Source organism: Paenibacillus sp. NRS-1782, from assembly GCF_050467685.1.
GTDB lineage: Bacteria > Bacillota > Bacilli > Paenibacillales > Paenibacillaceae > Paenibacillus > Paenibacillus terrae_A.
The window spans coordinates 36392-54560 of the sequence record NZ_JBITPH010000038.1; the positions used below are offsets into that span (position 1 = coordinate 36392).

At 49.4% G+C, this 18169-nt stretch carries 14 protein-coding genes; all 14 read left to right on the top strand.

What is annotated here, in order from left to right; translation table 11 throughout:
* Window positions 1–510 precede the first annotated feature (510 nt).
* Window positions 511–3018, top strand: a complete 2508-nt coding sequence (gene spoIIE / locus ACIFQM_RS14225) for a stage II sporulation protein E (RefSeq protein ID WP_430039813.1) — start codon at window positions 511–513, stop codon at window positions 3016–3018.
* 127 nt (window positions 3019–3145) lie between these two features.
* The gene (locus tag ACIFQM_RS14230) at window positions 3146–3895 is read left to right on the top strand and encodes a hypothetical protein (protein WP_430039814.1); all 750 of its coding nucleotides are present in this window, start codon (window positions 3146–3148) and stop codon (window positions 3893–3895) included.
* Complete coding sequence (locus ACIFQM_RS14235; protein WP_430039867.1) at window positions 3879–4820, top strand: protein kinase domain-containing protein; 942 nt, start codon at window positions 3879–3881, stop codon at window positions 4818–4820. Before ACIFQM_RS14230 ends, ACIFQM_RS14235 begins: the two co-directional genes overlap by 17 nt.
* Window positions 4821–4884: 64 nt before the next feature.
* Window positions 4885–6333 carry a tRNA lysidine(34) synthetase TilS gene (tilS, locus tag ACIFQM_RS14240; protein WP_430039816.1) on the top strand — a complete coding sequence of 483 codons (1449 nt, stop codon included), beginning with the start codon at window positions 4885–4887 and terminating at the stop codon, window positions 6331–6333.
* Between the two features lie 47 nt (window positions 6334–6380).
* Window positions 6381–6920 carry a hypoxanthine phosphoribosyltransferase gene (hpt, locus tag ACIFQM_RS14245; protein ID WP_014279057.1) on the top strand — a complete coding sequence of 180 codons (540 nt, stop codon included), beginning with the start codon at window positions 6381–6383 and terminating at the stop codon, window positions 6918–6920.
* A gap of 97 nt (window positions 6921–7017) precedes the next feature.
* Window positions 7018–9060 (top strand): ATP-dependent zinc metalloprotease FtsH, encoded by a 2043-nt coding sequence (ftsH, locus tag ACIFQM_RS14250; protein ID WP_430039818.1) that lies wholly within the window; start codon window positions 7018–7020, stop codon window positions 9058–9060.
* A 278-nt stretch (window positions 9061–9338) separates the two neighbouring features.
* Complete coding sequence (gene nadB, locus ACIFQM_RS14255; RefSeq protein ID WP_430047736.1) at window positions 9339–10952, top strand: L-aspartate oxidase; 1614 nt, start codon at window positions 9339–9341, stop codon at window positions 10950–10952.
* A complete protein-coding gene (gene nadC / locus ACIFQM_RS14260) occupies window positions 10942–11832 on the top strand; it encodes a carboxylating nicotinate-nucleotide diphosphorylase (RefSeq protein ID WP_430039822.1) in 891 nt (296 codons plus the stop codon). Before nadB ends, nadC begins: the two co-directional genes overlap by 11 nt.
* A 6-nt stretch (window positions 11833–11838) precedes the next feature.
* Window positions 11839–12606 carry a type III pantothenate kinase gene (locus ACIFQM_RS14265; RefSeq protein WP_430039824.1) on the top strand — a complete coding sequence of 256 codons (768 nt, stop codon included), beginning with the start codon at window positions 11839–11841 and terminating at the stop codon, window positions 12604–12606.
* 223 nt (window positions 12607–12829) lie between these two features.
* Complete coding sequence (gene hslO, locus ACIFQM_RS14270; RefSeq protein WP_430039826.1) at window positions 12830–13714, top strand: Hsp33 family molecular chaperone HslO; 885 nt, start codon at window positions 12830–12832, stop codon at window positions 13712–13714.
* Between the two features lie 20 nt (window positions 13715–13734).
* Window positions 13735–14679, top strand: coding sequence for a peptidyl-prolyl cis-trans isomerase (locus ACIFQM_RS14275; RefSeq protein WP_430065703.1), 945 nt, complete (start codon window positions 13735–13737; stop codon window positions 14677–14679).
* Window positions 14680–14896: 217 nt separating this feature from the next.
* On the top strand, window positions 14897–15835 hold the full coding sequence (gene cysK, locus ACIFQM_RS14280) for a cysteine synthase A (protein ID WP_430039830.1): 939 nt from the start codon (window positions 14897–14899) through the stop codon (window positions 15833–15835).
* Window positions 15836–15962: 127 nt separating this feature from the next.
* Window positions 15963–17585: an anthranilate synthase component I family protein gene (locus ACIFQM_RS14285; RefSeq protein WP_430065705.1), complete on the top strand. Its 1623-nt coding sequence runs from the start codon at window positions 15963–15965 to the stop codon at window positions 17583–17585.
* A 5-nt stretch (window positions 17586–17590) separates the two neighbouring features.
* Window positions 17591–18166 carry an aminodeoxychorismate/anthranilate synthase component II gene (gene pabA, locus ACIFQM_RS14290; protein ID WP_430039833.1) on the top strand — a complete coding sequence of 192 codons (576 nt, stop codon included), beginning with the start codon at window positions 17591–17593 and terminating at the stop codon, window positions 18164–18166.
* The last annotated feature ends 3 nt before the right edge of the window (window positions 18167–18169 follow it).

Sequence of the window (18169 nt, forward strand, 5' to 3'; positions counted from 1 at the left end):
CTTTCACAACCGTATCAACCATACACGGAAAACCGTACAGTCGAAAGACTGCTACGGTTTTTTTTGCGTTCTGCCGACAAAAGCTGAAATATATGAAGAGCTATGGGAGCGTGGGAGATCCATACCACTGTTATCTTGCATGCGTTTTATGGTATTCAAGATTTGCTGAAGAAAAAGCAGGGCGATCAAGCTGAAAAGTGGACGTTTTTTTTGTCGTGTGGACATAATCGTCCGACAAACTCCAACGGTTTTCCGTCTATCTTCTGTGCAAATCGCTAGTCTAAGCGAAGGTGTGGGCGACAGGAAGGGGCTTTGTAGGGAGAGGGCGCTCGTAATTACCATGCGCTTCCAAGCGGACGTAGCTTGGCTTGAGGCCGATGCTCTGTGCTTTCGCGCAGAACGTTTTTTTGTCGGAAATTTCTTGGAATAAGACGTGAGGTTCTGACAAACTTTCTCAGTCGTTCCGGTTTAAGATGGGAACATCAAATTGATGAATGGGGTGCCTGACGCATGATGGAGAAATGGAACGTGGTACATTTTCCAGGGTTGAAATCCAGAAAGTCCAAATCTAAAGAACGTACGGAAGGTTGGTCTTCCAGACTCAAGAAGCGACTGGATTCACATAAAGCAGTGCAATGGGTAACGGCGCAAAGATGGATGCTGCTATTGTCTGCTATGGGATTTTTACTGGGACGCGCCACCATTTTGGACGAGCTATCCCCTTTTGCCCTCGCTTATTTTGCAGTCATCATGTTCCTGCGGCGTGATTTGATGCTGCCTGTAGCTGTATCGGTCGTGTTGGGCAGTCTGCTTGCCCCTTATCCATCCTTATTCATGATTGGCGGCGAGCTGCTTGTATTCTATCTCCTGTATCGTGGGCTACGAACCTTTGATCGGCTGGAATTATCTTATGCCCCGCTTATGGTTTTCCTGTCTGTGTTTATGGTCAATTTATTTTACGCGGTGATGGCCCCGTCCTTCACATGGTATGACCTTATCATCGTAGGGACGGATGCGGTTCTCAGCTTTATGCTGACACTTGTTTTTACGCAGGCCATTCCATTGTTTACGTATCGCAAAAAGACAAGCCAGCTCAAAAATGAGGAAATTTTGTGTCTGATCATTTTACTGGCCTCTGTGATGACGGGAGCGGTAGGATGGACGATTCACTCACTGTCTGTCGATCATGTGCTATCTCGCTATTTGGTCTTGGTATTCGCCTTGGTGGGAGGCGCTTCGTTGGGTGCTTCGGTCGGTGTGATTACCGGTTTAATTTTAAGCTTGGCCAATATGTCTGCGATTGTGCAGATGAGTTTGCTCGCTTTTGCCGGGTTGCTGGCAGGGATGCTGCGTGAAGGGCGAAAAGGTGCAGTGGCGCTCGGGATGTTGCTAGGTTCCTCAATTCTGACGATCTATTTGGACGGAACCGGGGATGTGCTAACATCGACCTGGGAGAGCTGTGCGGCGATTTTATTATTCTTAATGACCCCAAAAAGCTTCTTTAAAGCGGTTTCTACCTATGTTCCTGGTACGCAGGACCACGCCAAATCCCAGCATGAGTATGCCAAAAGGGTCCGTGATCTCACTGCCGAGCGGGTGACGAAATTCTCCCGCGTATTCAGTCAGCTATCCCGCAGCTTTCACCAGATATCTGCGAGTGAGAGCGCGAAGCCGGAAGGTGAAATCGAGCATTTTATGAACGCTGTAGCGGAGGGAACGTGTGCCTCCTGCTTCAAGTGCGAGCAGTGCTGGGACGGCAAGTTTATGCAAACCCATCAGTATATGACGGAAATGATGAGTGCTATTGAGGATAATCCGAATTTGATGCCGGAGCAGATGCCGCCGCAGTGGAGCAAGGCATGCGCCAAGACGGGCGCGGTGCTGCAAGTGATGAAGCAGCAATACAGCCTCTACCAGCATAATATGCAGTGGAAACGCCAAGTATACGACAGTCGTCAGCTTGTTGCTGATCAGCTATCCGGCGTATCACAGATTATGGAGGATTTGGCGCGGGAAATTCAGCGGGAAGGGCAAACCATGCATCGGCAGGAGGAACAAATACGTGAGGCGCTTGATCGGCTGGGCTTATCCATACAATCTATTGAGATTATTAATCTGGATGCGGGCCAAGTCGAAATTGAGATTGTCCATGCTTATACAAGGGGATTTGACGAATGCCGGAAAATCATTGCTCCACTGCTGTCGGACATATTGGACGAGCATATTGCTGTGATGCGCGAAACGGCGGCAGATCGCCGCCAGGGATTGGCTACGGTCATGTTTGGCTCCGCCAAAACCTATGAAATTGCAACGGGAGTAGCAAGCGCTGCCAAAGGAGGGGATTTTTTCTCGGGAGACAGCTACAGCATGATGGAGCTGGGGAACGGGACCTTTGCGGTCTCTTTGAGCGATGGTATGGGCAATGGAGAGCGGGCGCAGCAAGAGAGCAGCGCGGCGCTTAATATTTTAGAGGAATTACTGCAATCCGGCATGGATGAAAAGCTGGCGATTAAGTCGGTCAACTCTGTTCTGATGCTGAGATCACCAGAGGAGATGTATGCTACGGTCGATATGGCGCTGATTGATCAGTATACGGCCCGGACGACATTCATGAAGATTGGGTCAACACCGAGCTTTATTAAAAGAGGGGAGGAGGTCATTCCCGTATCTGCCAGTAATTTGCCGATTGGCATTATACAGGATATTGAAATTGATCTGGTGTCGCTTCAATTACAGCCGGGTGATATTTTGATCATGATTACAGATGGTATATATGACTCACCGGGTTATGCGGTAAACAAGGAAATATGGATGAAGCGCATGATTCAGGAAATTGAAAGCGATGACCCGCAGCAGTTGGCCGACTGCCTATTGGAACGAGTTATTCGTTACCAGCAAAATCAAATCTATGATGACATGACGGTAGTTGTTAGCAAAATAGATCATTTCCGCCCAGAATGGGCCACGCTTCATGTACCGGGTATGAGCTGGATGGAGCGTCCGCGTACGGTTAGCTGAATAGACATTGCCCGGGAAATTCCGCTTCCTTGTTAAAAATCCGCGTTCTTCGTTTGAATCGTTCCAGATTCGGCAAAGATAGAATCTATCGGAATAGATTAAGAGGAAGCGGGAGGTCAAGAAGCTTATGAAGCAAATTTTGATCATTACAGACGGATGCTCTAATGTGGGTGTCAGCCCGGTCATGGCGGCGGCCCAGGCTTTACAGGAAGGCATTACGGTGAACGTAGCCGGAGTCATAGATTATGGGACGATTGGCGAGCTTGGAAGTACAGAGATTCAGGAAATCGCTAAAGCGGGAGGAGGTTTCAGCCAAATCGTAGGCACGAGGCAGCTGGCACAGACCATGCAGATGATGACCCGTAAAACAGTGGTTCAAACGATTCAGCAGGCGGTTAATAGAGAGTTAACGCATATTTTGGGTGAGGGGGGCGCTCGACATATCGGTGAACTGCCGCCAGCCAAACGGGCTCAGGTGGTTGAGGTGATGGATGAACTGACAGAAACAAGCGCTTTGGAAATTGCTTTGCTCATTGATGCCAGTGCGAGTATGAAGCCCAAGCTGCCTGCCGTAGAAGACAGTATCCGGGATTTGCTGCTCAGTTTACAGTCCAGAAGCGGGCCTAGCCGTATTTCTGTCTTTCATTTTCCTGGGGGACGGATGGGAGAAGATGCGGTCATGGATATGGGTTGGACCTCTGAACTTAGCCAGGTTAAGTCGATATTCGGCCGTTTGCGGATGAAGGGGGCGACGCCAACAGGTCCAGCCATTTTACAAGTGATTGATTATTACCGATATGTTACACTAGGGGAACAGAAAGATATGGAAGAATCCTATGGCAAAGGAGAAGGGATGCTCGGTGACTACGTCGTCTGATCCCGTTCTTGCACCCGGAACGGTCATCAAGGGCAAGTGGAAGCGGAGCAGCTATGTCATTCAGCGTCTGCTGGGCCGTGGGGCGAACGGAACTGTATATTTGGTAAAAGGGGCACAGGCAGATCGACAATTTGCTCTGAAAATGGGGAAGAACACGCTTGATCTGCAATCAGAGATTAACGTGCTAACCACATTGCAGTCGCAGGGAACCCAATCTGCTCTCCAGCAAAACGGACATCCATCCTTTTTGTTCGAGGTGGACGATGTATCATTGCGTAGCGGCGGGGAGATACCCTTTTATGTCATGCGATACGTCAAGGGAGATCCGCTTCACCGTTTTGTGGCGCTCAAGGGAGCGGAATGGTATGGTGTGGCTGGAACTGGCATATTGAATCGTTTGGCTGATCTACATCAGGCAGGATGGGTATTTGGCGATTTGAAGCCTCAAAATATTTTGGTCAATGCCTATGGAGAAGCCGAGTTGATTGATTATGGCGGGGTGTCCCTTGCGGGACGGAGCGTCAAGCAATTTACAGAATGGTATGACAGGGGATTCTGGAATGCGGGCAGTCGAAATGCCGATTCTCAGTATGATCTGTTTGCCTTCGCCCTTCTGACTATTCATATATTGGAGGGCGAATCGCTAAAAGTAGCGGCGGGCAGGCTACCACAGCTGCGTAATACGGCGGAATTAACCATCATCATTCGTCGTAGCCGTGTATTACGACCCTATGCCGAATGGCTGATGGGTGCAGTGCGTGGAGAACATCCCGATACCCGTGTGGCGGCTCGTTCCTGGTCGCGTCTGGCTGCTGCACATGTCAGGCAATCGTCCGTGAAAAGAGGAACTCCACGCTGGCTGGGATATGCTTTCACTCTCTCGCTTTTGCTGCTTGCCGGAGCGCTCTGGATTGCGCTAAGATAGCGGCAGGACTTACATAATATAAAGATGATCATCATTTTTCGGTCGGCAGAAAAGAGGGTCGTGAATGGGAACAACAAAACCGACCGGTGTTGTACAGGAAGTGCTCGCCCTCGCGCGGGATCATTCGCTGTGGAGCCCCGGAGACCGCATTGTGGTTGCTGTATCCGGCGGGCCGGATTCGGTGGCCCTTTTGCACATTTTACATGAAATATCCGTTGTACATATGCCTTTGCAGTTGATCTGTGCTCACGTCCATCATGGCTTCAGGCCGGAGGAATCGGATGCGGAGGCGGAAGAGGTACGCCACATGGCCCGGAAACTTGAGGTTCCGTTTGAAATGATTCGCGTTGATGTACCCGTTTATATGAAGGAGAGCGGCAAGGGGCCGCAGGAAGCGGCTCGCGAGCTGCGCTATACCTTTTTGCATGATATGGCTGCAAAGTGGGCGGCACAGCATATTGCGATGGCTCATCATGGGGATGATCAGGCCGAAACTGTTCTTCTGCACTTGCTGCGCGGTAGTGGCCCGGCGGGTTTGGCGGGTATGCGGCTGACACGCAAGGAAAAAAATGTGCAACTCATTCGCCCGTTGCTTCGTATGTACAAGGCTGACCTGATTGAGTTCTGCAAGTATCATGACCTTTCCTATGTAACGGATAGCAGTAATTTATCATCGAAATACCGCCGCAACTCCATTCGTATGGATGTGCTTCCTTTTTTGGGGCAATATAATGAGCAACTAACACCTTCTCTAAATCGGCTGGCTGAAACCATGGCTGACGAAAATGATTTTATGGAGGCATCCACGCTGGCGGTATATGAGGAATTGGTGCACATAGATAACAGCAGGTATATGTTTTCCATCGCTTCCTATCGTAAGCTATCCATTGCTTTACAACGGAGGTTGATTAAACTAATATTAAATTATCTGCCTTCGGACAGTGAAAATTTAGATTTTCGTAAAATTGAGACCGTTCGACTGAGACTTCTCAAGGAACGACCGTCTACGTGGAGTTTGGACTTAGGCGGTGGCGCAGTTGGAGTCCGCGAATATGACCAAGCGGTTTTGTTTGACCGTACGCAAGGCGTTATGGGCGAATGGTGCTATGGACTGGACGTATTGCCTATTTCCGGTGAGCTTGAATTGCCTGAGGCGGGAGGTATACTTCGGTGGCGAAGAACTTCGTATCCGGTTGGACAAAATCCGGCGAATGAGGAGGAAGCATGCTTCGACGCAGATGAATTGGTCCTGCCGTTGACAGTACGCTCGCGATTACCTGGAGATACCATGTATGTAATGGGATTAAACGGAAGAAAAAAGGTTAAAGATATTTTCATTGATGAAAAAATACCTCCTTCGCTGCGTCCCGTTATTCCCGTCGTCTGCGACTGTTCCGGAGCTATTCTCTGGATTCCGGGCGTGCGACGCTCTGTACATGCCGCGGTGCAAAAGCACACGTCTTCGGTTATATACATGTCATGGCAAAGACAGGAGAGTCCAGGGCATCGGTAATTGCGCAGGAACGGCTTTCATAGTATAAACTTAGGAGGTTTACACCGTTGCAAAATGATATTCAGGAAGTATTGATCAGCGAAGAAGAAATTCAGAGTAAAATCAAGGAATTGGGCGCACAGCTCAGCGTGCAATACGAAGGAAAGAATCCGTTGGTGATCTGCGTGCTGAAGGGTGCGTTTATCTTTATGGCGGATTTGGTTAAAGCTATTACAGTACCACTGGAGCTTGATTTCATGGCTGTATCCAGTTATGGTGTGTCCACCAAGTCATCAGGCGTCGTTAAAATTATTAAGGATTTGGACGCTTCGGTTGAAGGACGCGACGTTCTGATCGTCGAAGATATTATCGACAGTGGCCTGACGTTGACTCATTTGATTGAATTGCTTAAGAACCGTAATGCCAATTCGGTATGTGTCGTAACCCTGTTTGACAAACCTGCCCGCCGGACGGTTAATCTTGAAGCTGATTATACCGGATTTACTCTTCCGGATGCGTTTGTTGTGGGTTATGGTCTGGATTATGCCGAGCACTACCGGAACCTCCCATACATAGGGATTTTGAAGCCGGAAATCTACACCAGCTAATCTCAGCCTCCAGTCCTAGGACTAAATAGCGTCCTTTGTTGAGAAGGGCTTATAGGCTATGGTAAAATAACTTAAGTGTTTCGAGAGGAGGTAGGGGATGAATCGGTTCATCCGGAATTCTGGTTTTTATTTGATTCTTTTTTTAGTTGTGGTGGGTATCGTTCAGTTTGTCAGCAACAGTAGCGAAGCCTCCGATCTCCCTAGATATGACCAATTACGGCAAGAGGTTAAAGCTAATAATATCTCTAAAGTAACGGTCCAATTTGACGGTTACGCCTATCTTGTAACCGGTGCATATAAGAAGCAGCCGGCTGATGCCAAATCCACCAATTTTTCTGTGTATGTTCCGCCAACGGACTCTGCTTTAACCGAACTGGTTACTGCTAGTGAAACGAACGGATTTGAATACGTACAGAAGAAAATGGAAGGCGAAAGTATTTGGCTGACGTTCTTGACTTCTATTGTTCCTTTGGTGATCATGTTCCTGCTGTTCTTCTTCCTGTTTAATCAGGCACAGGGCGGTGGCGGCAAAGTTATGAACTTCGGCAAGAGCAAAGCTCGTCTCTATAACGAAGAGAAGAAGAAAGTTACCTTCGAAGACGTGGCAGGAGCCGACGAAGAGAAGCAAGAGCTTGTTGAAGTCGTAGAATTCTTGAAGGATCCGCGTAAGTTCGCAGCTGTGGGCGCCCGTATTCCAAAAGGTGTTCTGTTAGTGGGCCCTCCGGGTACTGGTAAAACACTCTTGGCGAGAGCTGTTGCAGGCGAAGCTGGAGTACCTTTTTTCAGCATCTCGGGTTCTGATTTTGTAGAAATGTTCGTCGGTGTCGGCGCTTCCCGTGTACGGGATTTGTTCGAAAACGCGAAAAAGAACGCACCATGTATCATTTTCATTGATGAAATTGATGCTGTCGGACGTCAACGTGGCGCTGGATTGGGTGGCGGACATGATGAACGTGAGCAGACGCTTAACCAATTGCTCGTTGAGATGGATGGATTCGGAGCGAACGAAGGTATTATTATCGTAGCTGCAACGAACCGTCCGGATATTCTGGATCCGGCATTGCTTCGTCCGGGACGTTTTGACCGTCAAATTACAGTTGATCGCCCAGACGTTAAAGGTCGCGAAGCTGTGTTGTTTGTACATGCACGCAACAAGCCATTAACTAAAGATGTTAAAATGGATGTTATCGCGAAGCGTACAACAGGCTTTACAGGCGCTGATCTGGAAAACCTGTTGAACGAAGCTGCGTTGTTGGCAGCCCGTCGTGACCGTAAAGATATTTCGATGCGAGAAGTGGATGAAGCGATTGACCGTGTTATCGTAGGTACAGAAAAACGCAGCCGCGTAATCAGTGACCGCGAGAAACGGATTGTAGCTTATCACGAAGCAGGCCATACGATTATCGGCTTCTTCCTGGAAAATGCCGACATGGTTCACAAGGTAACGATTATTCCGCGTGGACGCGCAGGCGGATATGTCATCATGCTTCCGAAGGAAGATCGCATGCTGACGACCAAGCAGGAATTGCTGGACAAAATCACTGGTTTGCTGGGTGGACGCGTATCCGAGGAACTGTTTATTGGTGAAATTGGAACGGGAGCCTACAGTGACTTCCAGCAAGCAACAAGCATCGCACGCAGCATGATCGTGGAATACGGTATGAGTGAGAGGCTCGGTCCAATGCAGTTCGGCACTTCGCAAGGCCAGGTATTCCTTGGACGGGATATCGGTCATGAGCAGAACTACAGTGATCAGATCGCTTATCAGATTGACCAGGAGATGAACCGTTTCATCACCGAGTCTTATGAGCGTGCCAGAGAACTCCTGACCAAATATTCCAAAGAGGTTCATTTGATCGCCCAAACCTTGCTGGTAGAAGAAACTCTGGAACTTGAGCAAATTAAACGTTTGATTGAGACAGGTTCTTTGGACGGCAGCACGAATGAGGGAGAAGGAACACCGCCTGAAAATGGTGAGCCTGTGATCGACAACATCGGAGACGTTCGTGTACGTATTCAAGGCAAGGATGACGAGCCAAAGAATACAACGGATCAACCGAATGATATTCCTAATCTGCAAAAGCCAGAGGACGGTAATAATTCGGGCAACTCTGGTGGTACTCCACCGACAACAACCTGATCATCGGGTTGACAGTTGAATAAGCTTAGATGAAAGCTCCGGGGAACCAGTAATGATGGTTTTTCGGAGCTTTTTAAATACTGGAAAAATAGCTGAGGTGATTTGACAGACGAAGGAACGTTGTGTACATTTATTGTTAAATAAACGGCTGTTCGTGTTCTTGGCATATACAAGCTGTCAGCCGCTGTAACCGACTTTCAATCCTTTTGAACATATACCGTGAGCACATACTGTACGACCTATGGTGTGCGCTATTCTTCTGTGAAACAGGTGAAGGCATGACTCCAAGATATCTGGTTGATTTTGATGTAGCGGAATTACCCAAATTCGAAGCCGACGTGATGATTATCGGCTCCGGCATTGCGGGCTTATATACGGCCATTAAGGCTGCGGAGAATCGGCGGGTGTTGCTAATTACCAAGAAGGCATTGTTGGAAAGCAACACCAAGTATGCTCAAGGCGGCATCGCCGCTGTCACTTCGGCTGAGGATGCACCCGCTTATCATATTCAGGATACTCTGATTGCAGGTGCAGGTCTGTGTGAACCGGAAGCGGTCAGGACCCTTGTTCATGAGGGTCCAAGTGGTGTACAGGAATTAATACGTTTAGGGACGGCCTTTGACCGGGAGAATGGCAAACTTGCGCTGACACGGGAAGGCGCACATAGCCATCGGCGCATCTTGCATGCAAATGGGGATGCCACTGGCTATGAAATTGTTCGTGCATTGTCAGAGAAGGTCGCTGATCATCCCGCTATCGAGGTATGGAACGAGCATATGGTGATCGACCTGCTGACCGAGCATGGCGAGTGCATCGGCGCTCTGGTTCAAAAGCCGAATGGCGAACGATTATATGTCACTGCGAATGCAACGATTTTATGCTCCGGGGGCGGTGGACAATTATATCGATACACGACCAATCCCGATATCGCGACCGGGGATGGGGTTGCTATGGCATATCGCGCCGGGGCAGCTGTGCGGGATATGGAATTTATACAGTTTCATCCGACAGCGTTGTGTCATCCGGGTGCTCCAAGATTCCTAATTTCCGAAGCCGTGCGGGGCGAGGGGGCAGTGCTGCGCAATATTCATGGAGAGCGATTCATGGAGCAGTATGATTCCCGACAGGAACTGGCACCAAGGGATATTGTAGCTCGTGCCATCATTCATGAGATGGAACGTACGCAGGCTGAGTTTGTATATCTGGATATTACACATGAGCCTTCTGAACGGATCAAGCAACGGTTTCCAACCATTTATCGAACATGCCTGTCCTTTGATCTCGATATAACGACGGACTGGATTCCTATAGCGCCCGCTGCGCATTATATGATGGGCGGCGTCCAGACTAATTTGCATGGAGAAAGCACCCTTGCACGCCTGTTCGCTTGTGGTGAGGTGTCTTCCACTGGTGTACACGGGGCTAATCGGTTAGCGAGTAATTCGTTATCTGAGGCGGTCGTATTTGGCAGCAGGATTGTCGAGCGGTTACATTCTTTACTGCCGCTGGCTGGTCATACGCTGATATCCTACAATGACAACCGCGTGGACTCTCTGGCTTCGTCTATCATGGAGCAGCAGCTTAAGCTGCAAGAGACAATGGTCCATTATGCCGGAGTCCGTCGGAATGGGGAGGGGCTGCAAGCAGCCCTGGATCAGCTACGGGGGCAGATGTCCGTTTTCAGCGCTGTCCTGTCCAGTCGGGAAGAGATTGAGTTTGCCAATTTGCTCACCTGTGGTTTGCTGGTCACGGATGGGGCGTTGCTGCGTGAGGAAAGCAGGGGAGCACATTACCGTGACGATTTCCCGACAGCAGACGATGGCGTATGGCGCAAGCATGTCCAGCAGCGACGTGAGCAAGGGATAACGGAGGAGTGCATTCATGACATCTAACAGCGAGCATTACGGAGAGTTTAGCGGGTATCAGGAAGAGCTGACAGCACAAATTCGCAGCTGGCTGCGAGAAGATACAGGATCGGGCGATGTGACCACGCGCTGGACCATCGAGCCGAAGCATCAATCCAAAGCGGTAATCCATGCCAAGGAATCCGGTGTTGCTGCGGGCTTGCCTGTGGCAAAACTCGTATTTCGGGTCGTAGATCCCTCGCTGTCCTTCACTCCACTGGTGACCGATGGGCAATGGATCGAGCAGGGAACCGTTCTGGCAGAAGTGACAGGGAGCACCCATGCGATTCTGACGGGAGAACGTTTGGCTCTAAACTTGATTCAGCGGATGTCCGGCATTGCGACGCGAACCAAATCTTTTGTCGACCAGCTCCACGGACTTTCGACGCGCTTGGTGGATACACGGAAAACAACACCAGGGCATCGGTTGCTTGAAAAATATGCTGTTCGTGTGGGTGGCGGTTCCAATCATCGGTTTGGCTTGTACGATGCCGTTATGATAAAGGATAATCATATCAAGGGTGCGGGTGGGATCATGCAGGCCGTGACCCGGGCACGTACCCATATTCCGCACACGATGACGATTGAAGTAGAGACGGAAAATATGGAACAGGTTCAGGAAGCGCTGAATGCCGGAGCGGATATTATTATGCTGGATAACATGTCCGTTCAGGATATGAAGGAAGCCGTTCGTTTTATTCGGGAACAGGCTCCACATGTCAAAACGGAGGCTTCAGGCAATGTATCGCTGGAAACAGTGCGTGCGATGGCTGAGAGCGGCGTAGATGTGATTTCTGTAGGCAGGCTGACGTACTCTTTTCATAATCTGGATATCAGCCTTGACCTTAACGCAAAGAAAGATAGGTGACACCGATTGATTCTTGTAGTGGATGTAGGCAATACCAATATTGTGCTGGGGATATATCAGGGCCGGGAGCTATTGCATCATTACCGGATCAGCACCTCCAGACAGGCAACCGCAGATGAATACGGCGTGCTCATACATAATCTTTTTAGTATGGGCGGTGTATTAAAGGATGATATTGAAGGGGTCATTATCTCCTCAGTCGTTCCACCGCTGGTTCATGTGTTGGAGGAAATGTGCGACAAATACATAGGCAGAACGCCCCTAATTGTCGGACCGGGAATCAAGACCGGTCTTAATCTGCGTTATGAAAATCCGCGTGAAGTAGGGGCTGACCGGATCGTGAACGCCGTTGCTGCTGTCGAGCGGTATGGCGGCCCTCTGGTTGTGGTGGATTTTGGAACAGCCACGACGTTTGATTGTATTGATGACAAGGGAAACTACTTGGGCGGAGTCATTGTGCCAGGTATCGGAATATCGACGGAGGCGCTGTATCAACGGGCTTCCAAGCTGCCTCGCATTGAGCTGGAAAAACCCAAGAAGGTCATCGGCCGCAATACGGTTCATGCTATGCAAGCGGGGATCATTTTTGGTTATGCGGGGCAAGTGGACGGTATTGTGGAGCGCATAAAGGAGGAAATGCAGGTAGAGCCTACGGTTATTGCTACCGGAGGTCTTGCCGAGTTAATTGCCTCAGAGACACGGAGCATTCAGAAAGTGTTGCCGATGTTGACGCTGGAGGGCTTGCGTATTATTTACCAACGTAACGCTGAATAGAAAAGATATAAGCTGCCGCCGAGGCCAGCCGGAGATGAAACCGGTTTGGATTGGCGGCGTTTTTCGTCTATACTGAAATATGTTACGTTTTTGAACGATTCGCGTGATCTGTCAATGCAGGTTGTTTATATAGCAGGAATCATGCTTTAGTGATGCGGAAAAAAATATACACTAACGAAAATAACAGCCTATAGCTGCTCTGAGAATAGGGGAGGAAATCAATATGGAAAAGAAACAGGATCGACTTATTCGTGGTACAGCTATGGATGGAAGGGTCAGAGCCTTTGCGGTCCGGACAACAGAACTGGTGGAGGAATTGCGGAGAAGACATGATACGTATCCTACCGCCACCGCTGCTTTGGGACGAACACTTACAGCGGGTGCCATTATGGGCTCTATGTTAAAAGGCAAAGAGCGACTGACCATTCAGGTTAAAGGTGACGGTCCCATCGGACAAATCGTTGTTGATGCCAATGCTGTAGGTGAGGTGCGGGGCTATGTGTCCGAGCCACATGTTCATTTGCCGAGCAATAGTATGGGCAAACTGGATGTAGCAGGTGCTGTCGGAACAGAGGGCTTTATTCATATCATCAAGGATTTGGGATTAAAAGAACCCTATCGTGGAAGTACGCCGATTATTTCCGGCGAGCTGGGTGAAGATTTTACTTATTATTTTGCCAAATCAGAGCAGACACCTTCGGCGGTGGGCTTGGGCGTGCTGGTGGATACCGATAACTCGGTTATCGTGGCGGGTGGATTTATTATTCAGTTGCTTCCGGGCTTGGATGATGATGAGATTACAGCCATCGAAAATGCAGTTGGTTCCATTCCGCCAGTTACAGCTCTGCTGGATCAGGGCTTAGAGCTTGATGAAATGCTGCGTTGGATGCTGCCGGACGTTCGGATTCTCGACGAAATGGATATTCATTTTCAATGTGAATGCTCGCGAGAGCGTGTGGAAAAAACATTAATCAGCTTGGGAGAAAGCGAATTGGAGCAGCTGATTGAGGAAGAGGAACAGGCCGAGGTCGTGTGCCACTTCTGTAATGAGGCTTATCAGTTTAATAAAGACGAATTGCAAAATCTGTTAGATCAAGCCAAAGCCTAACCGGATGGGCGGTGCGAGCGATGACTACACGGGAGAAAGGATTATGGACGACTGTCATTATCCTGACCGTCAGTGTCGCCGCCTTGGGGGGGTTTATCATGCTTCGCGGGCTGTTAAAGCCGGGTGATGTAACCAAGGACGACGGCGATCATAATGTGGCGGAGATGGGTCAGGAAGGCATATCTGAGGAACAGTGGATTGCAGAGCTGAAAAAACGCTATGGAGCCGCTACATTGTTGCAAATGTTAAACCGCAAAGTTGTGGAGGCGGAGGCTGGACGTCTCGGTATCAAGGTTACCCAAGAGGATTTGCAGCAGGTGCTGAAGCAGGATAGTAAAGGGTATGCCTCGGATCGCGCCTATTTTGATGAAATGCAGCAACAGTTCGGATTAAATCCGGATGATTTGCGGAATGAGGCGGAATACCGGATTGGGTTGGAGAAAATAGCCACACAGGGTATTCAAGTTCAGGAAGCTGAGATTGAGGAGTACTGGAAGCAACATCCTGAGGAATTTGCAGTCGGCAAGAAGATCAAGCTGGCAACCATATACCTGACCCAATCGGAGGAAGCTGAGAGGCTACTTGAACGGGTTAAGCAGGGAGAAAGCTTTGATACACTTCTTCAAGAACATTCCAGTCATCTTGACGGCAAAGACAAAAGCGGACAGCTGGGATGGGTGGATGCGTATGATCCTTTTCAGCCGCAAGAGATTATGGAGGCAGCGAGAGAGCTAAGCTCCGGTGATGTTGCTGGTCCCATCGCTGTTAACGAGGGCTACGCCGTCATTTTTGTACAGGATATCCGCCTGGAAGCTCCCCCGAACGAACAACAGATTCGACAGCAAATTCGCCGCTCGCTTGCACTCGCTCAAGCTGCCCCTCTGGAGGAGGTAGAGAAAAGCCTGCGTGATAAATACGGGGTACGCATTTTGCCTGGAAAAGATATGCCCTCCATTGCTCTATAAACAGGGTGAGCAATCCTGGGTTTGAAGGAAGCGCGATGCTGAAAATCAGAGCAGAAGGCATCGTGTTTTTTATGGCTCGTATTGACAATGGATTTGAAGATTGTTATGATTATCGTATAATACCTACCTTTTTTATCGGAAATTAAAACCAGGATGGATTAACAATGTGATTTCGCAAAAACTTAATATAACATTCAATGTCAGGGAGGAACTTATCATGGCTAAAGTCGTCAATAACGTTACCGAGCTTATCGGGGAGACCCCTCTCGTCCGTCTTAACCGGATCGTACCGGAAGATAGCGCAGAAATTTATTTGAAACTGGAATACCAGAACCCGGGGTCCAGTGTAAAAGACCGCATCGCGATTAGTATGGTGGAAGAGGCCGAACGTGAAGGATTGCTCAAACCAGGCGGTACGATTATTGAAGCTACCAGCGGTAATACAGGAATCGGCTTGGCTATGGTTGCAGCTGCAAAGGGATACAAGGCAGTAATCGTTATGCCAGAAACAATGAGCTTGGAGCGTCGCAACCTGCTACGCGCTTACGGAGCAGATCTGGTGCTGACACCCGGATCGGAGGGCATGAACGGCTCTGTTAAGAAAATGGAAGAGCTGCTGAGTGAGAATCCCGAGTATTTTGCTGCCGAGCAGTTCAAGAACAAAGCCAACATCAAGATTCACCGTGAAACGACAGGCCCTGAGATCGTTGAAGCCATCCGCTCCATCGGTGGTAGCTTGGACGGTTTTGTAGCCGGGATTGGTACAGGTGGTACTATTTCTGGTGCAGGGGAAGTGCTTAAGAAAGAATTCCCTGAAATCAAAATCGTTGCTGTAGAGCCGGCTGCTTCTCCAATCTTGGCTGGTGGCAAGCCAGGACCGCACAAAATTCAGGGGATTGGTGCCAACTTCATTCCTGAAATTTTGAACCGTGACATCTATGATGAAATTATTCATGTAGAAAACGATGAAGCTTTCGAATTGGCGCGTACAGTAGCCAAGGAAGAAGGCATCTTGTCTGGTATTTCCTCCGGTGCGGCTGTTCATGCCGCTTTGAAGCTGGCTAAAGAATTAGGCAAAGGCAAGCGTATTGTTGTCATCATTCCAAGTAATGGTGAACGTTACCTGAGTACGCCACTGTATAATTTCGAGCTGTAATTAGTCGTAATTGTGTATACTATATGTAAGGAGTCCCTCATTTCCCTGTTCCCAGGGGGGTGGGGGATTCTTTTTAAAAAAAGCTTATAGACTTTGCGCAAAGTAAGGGAAGGGGAAGCACACACGTATGAAATCGACAGCTAGAGTAACGGAGGTACAGTGGCAGGCCTGGCAGAAGGAAGGATGGAGTATACTCCCATATATCGCTGAGTATCAGTTACCTGCGGACGGTTTACCGTTATCATGGCAGAGGGCATGGGAGGATTCGTCACCCAATGCCTTTTTACTGGAGAGTGCTAAAGGCGGGAGATACACCTATCTGTGCTTAAATCCGGTTGCTATATTGGAAGGTAAGGGGGAACAGGCAGTCTGGACCGATCTAAAAAGCGGCAAGCGTGATCTCATGCACGGTCAGCCCCTGACCGTCATGAACGACTGGATCGCTTCCTACCGTGCGCCGCACGTACCGGGCATCCCTTTTTTCACTGGAGGCTTTGCCGGTTATTTCGGCTACGATGTAGCTCGCTCACTGGAGCGCCTGCCGATACAGGCAGCAGACGATACAGGCATACCGGACTATGTATGGATGCAAGTGAACGAGCTATGGATCTATGATCATGAGGAAGGCCGTATTTATTGCGCTGTTCATACGCCCGCACCTGTTCACCTGGATACCGTCAGTAGTAACACCGCCAGTGTCGATGATGTAGCTTTGGATCAGCGGAAAGCCATACTTTCCGAATATTACGCAGAAGCTGTCCAGCATGCAGAACGTATGCTGACCCAGTGGGAAAACATCATACAAGCCGGAGCATCTGACCCTGCTTATATTCGCCGTTGCGCAAGGCTTGCCGAAGAAGAGCTGTTCGTTGCTCATCATGAAGCAGAAGGCTGGAAAGCAGCTTTCAACCAAGAGGATTTTGAACACGCTGTAAAGCGCGTGCAGGAATACATTGCACAAGGTGACGTGTTTCAGGTGAACCTGTCGATTCGTCAGCAACGTACGCTGGCAGCCCAACCTGAGGATATCTATGAGTGGCTTCGCCTGCTGAACCCTTCCCCTTACATGGGCCTGCTGCGGATGCCGGATTTACGAATCGTCAGCGGTTCGCCGGAATTACTGGTAAAGCTGGAGAATGGACGCGTCAGCGCACGTCCCATTGCAGGTACGAGAAGGCGAGGACTCACACCGGAAGAGGATACTGCCATGGCTGCCGAGCTGCTATCGAGCGAAAAAGAGCGCGCCGAGCATATCATGCTCGTCGATCTGGAACGCAATGATATCGGACGGATTGCTGAATACGGAACGGTGCATGTGCCGGAACTTCTGACAGTGGAGTATTATTCGCACGTGATGCATCTCGTTTCTCAAGTAGAGGGTAAGCTGGCCGCAGGTCGTACCGCTTTAGATGTGATCGCCGCCACCTTTCCCGGGGGAACCATTACCGGAGCGCCCAAGGTGCGCACCATGGAAATCATTGAAGAATTAGAGCCTGTCCGGCGTGGTCCTTATACAGGGTCCATGGGATGGATTGACTATAACGGCAATATGGAATTAAATATTATAATAAGAACACTAGCTGTCAAAGGCAGCACGGCCTACTTACAGGCAGGTGCAGGCATTGTCATTGACTCAGACCCGTACAGGGAATATCGCGAGTGCCGAAATAAGGCAAGAGCCGTCATGAAGGCAGTACAATGTGGTGAAGAAGAAGCCGCTTTGAGCAAAAGCGGTATCACAGGAGGGTGAGTCGTATGATCTTGGTGATTGATAACTATGATTCGTTTACGTACAATCTTGTTCAGTATTTGGGTGAGCTAGGCGAGGAAGTAACCGTAAGACGGAACGATGAGATTGATCTGAAAGGCATAGAAGAGCTGGCGCCGGAGCATATTCTGATTTCACCGGGTCCATGCACGCCGAATGAGGCGGGAATATCGCTGGACGTGATTAGCCACTTTAAAGGGCTGATTCCGATCTTCGGCGTTTGTCTCGGTCACCAGGCCATCGGACAGGCGTTTGGGGGTCATGTCATCCGGGCTGAACGACTCATGCACGGCAAAACATCACCGATTCTCCACCATAATACATCGGTATTTGAAGGTTTGCCTTCCCCGTTTACAGCGACCCGGTATCATTCTTTGCTAGTGGAGCGCGAGAGCCTGCCTGAATGTCTGGAAATTACCGCTGAAACTGCGGAAGGTGAAATTATGGGCTTGCGGCATAAAGAATTTGCCGTGGAAGGAGTTCAGTTCCATCCGGAGTCCATTATTACGGACCACGGGCATCAACTGCTACGCAATTTCCTGAAACGCAAGGTAGGCGTCTGATTC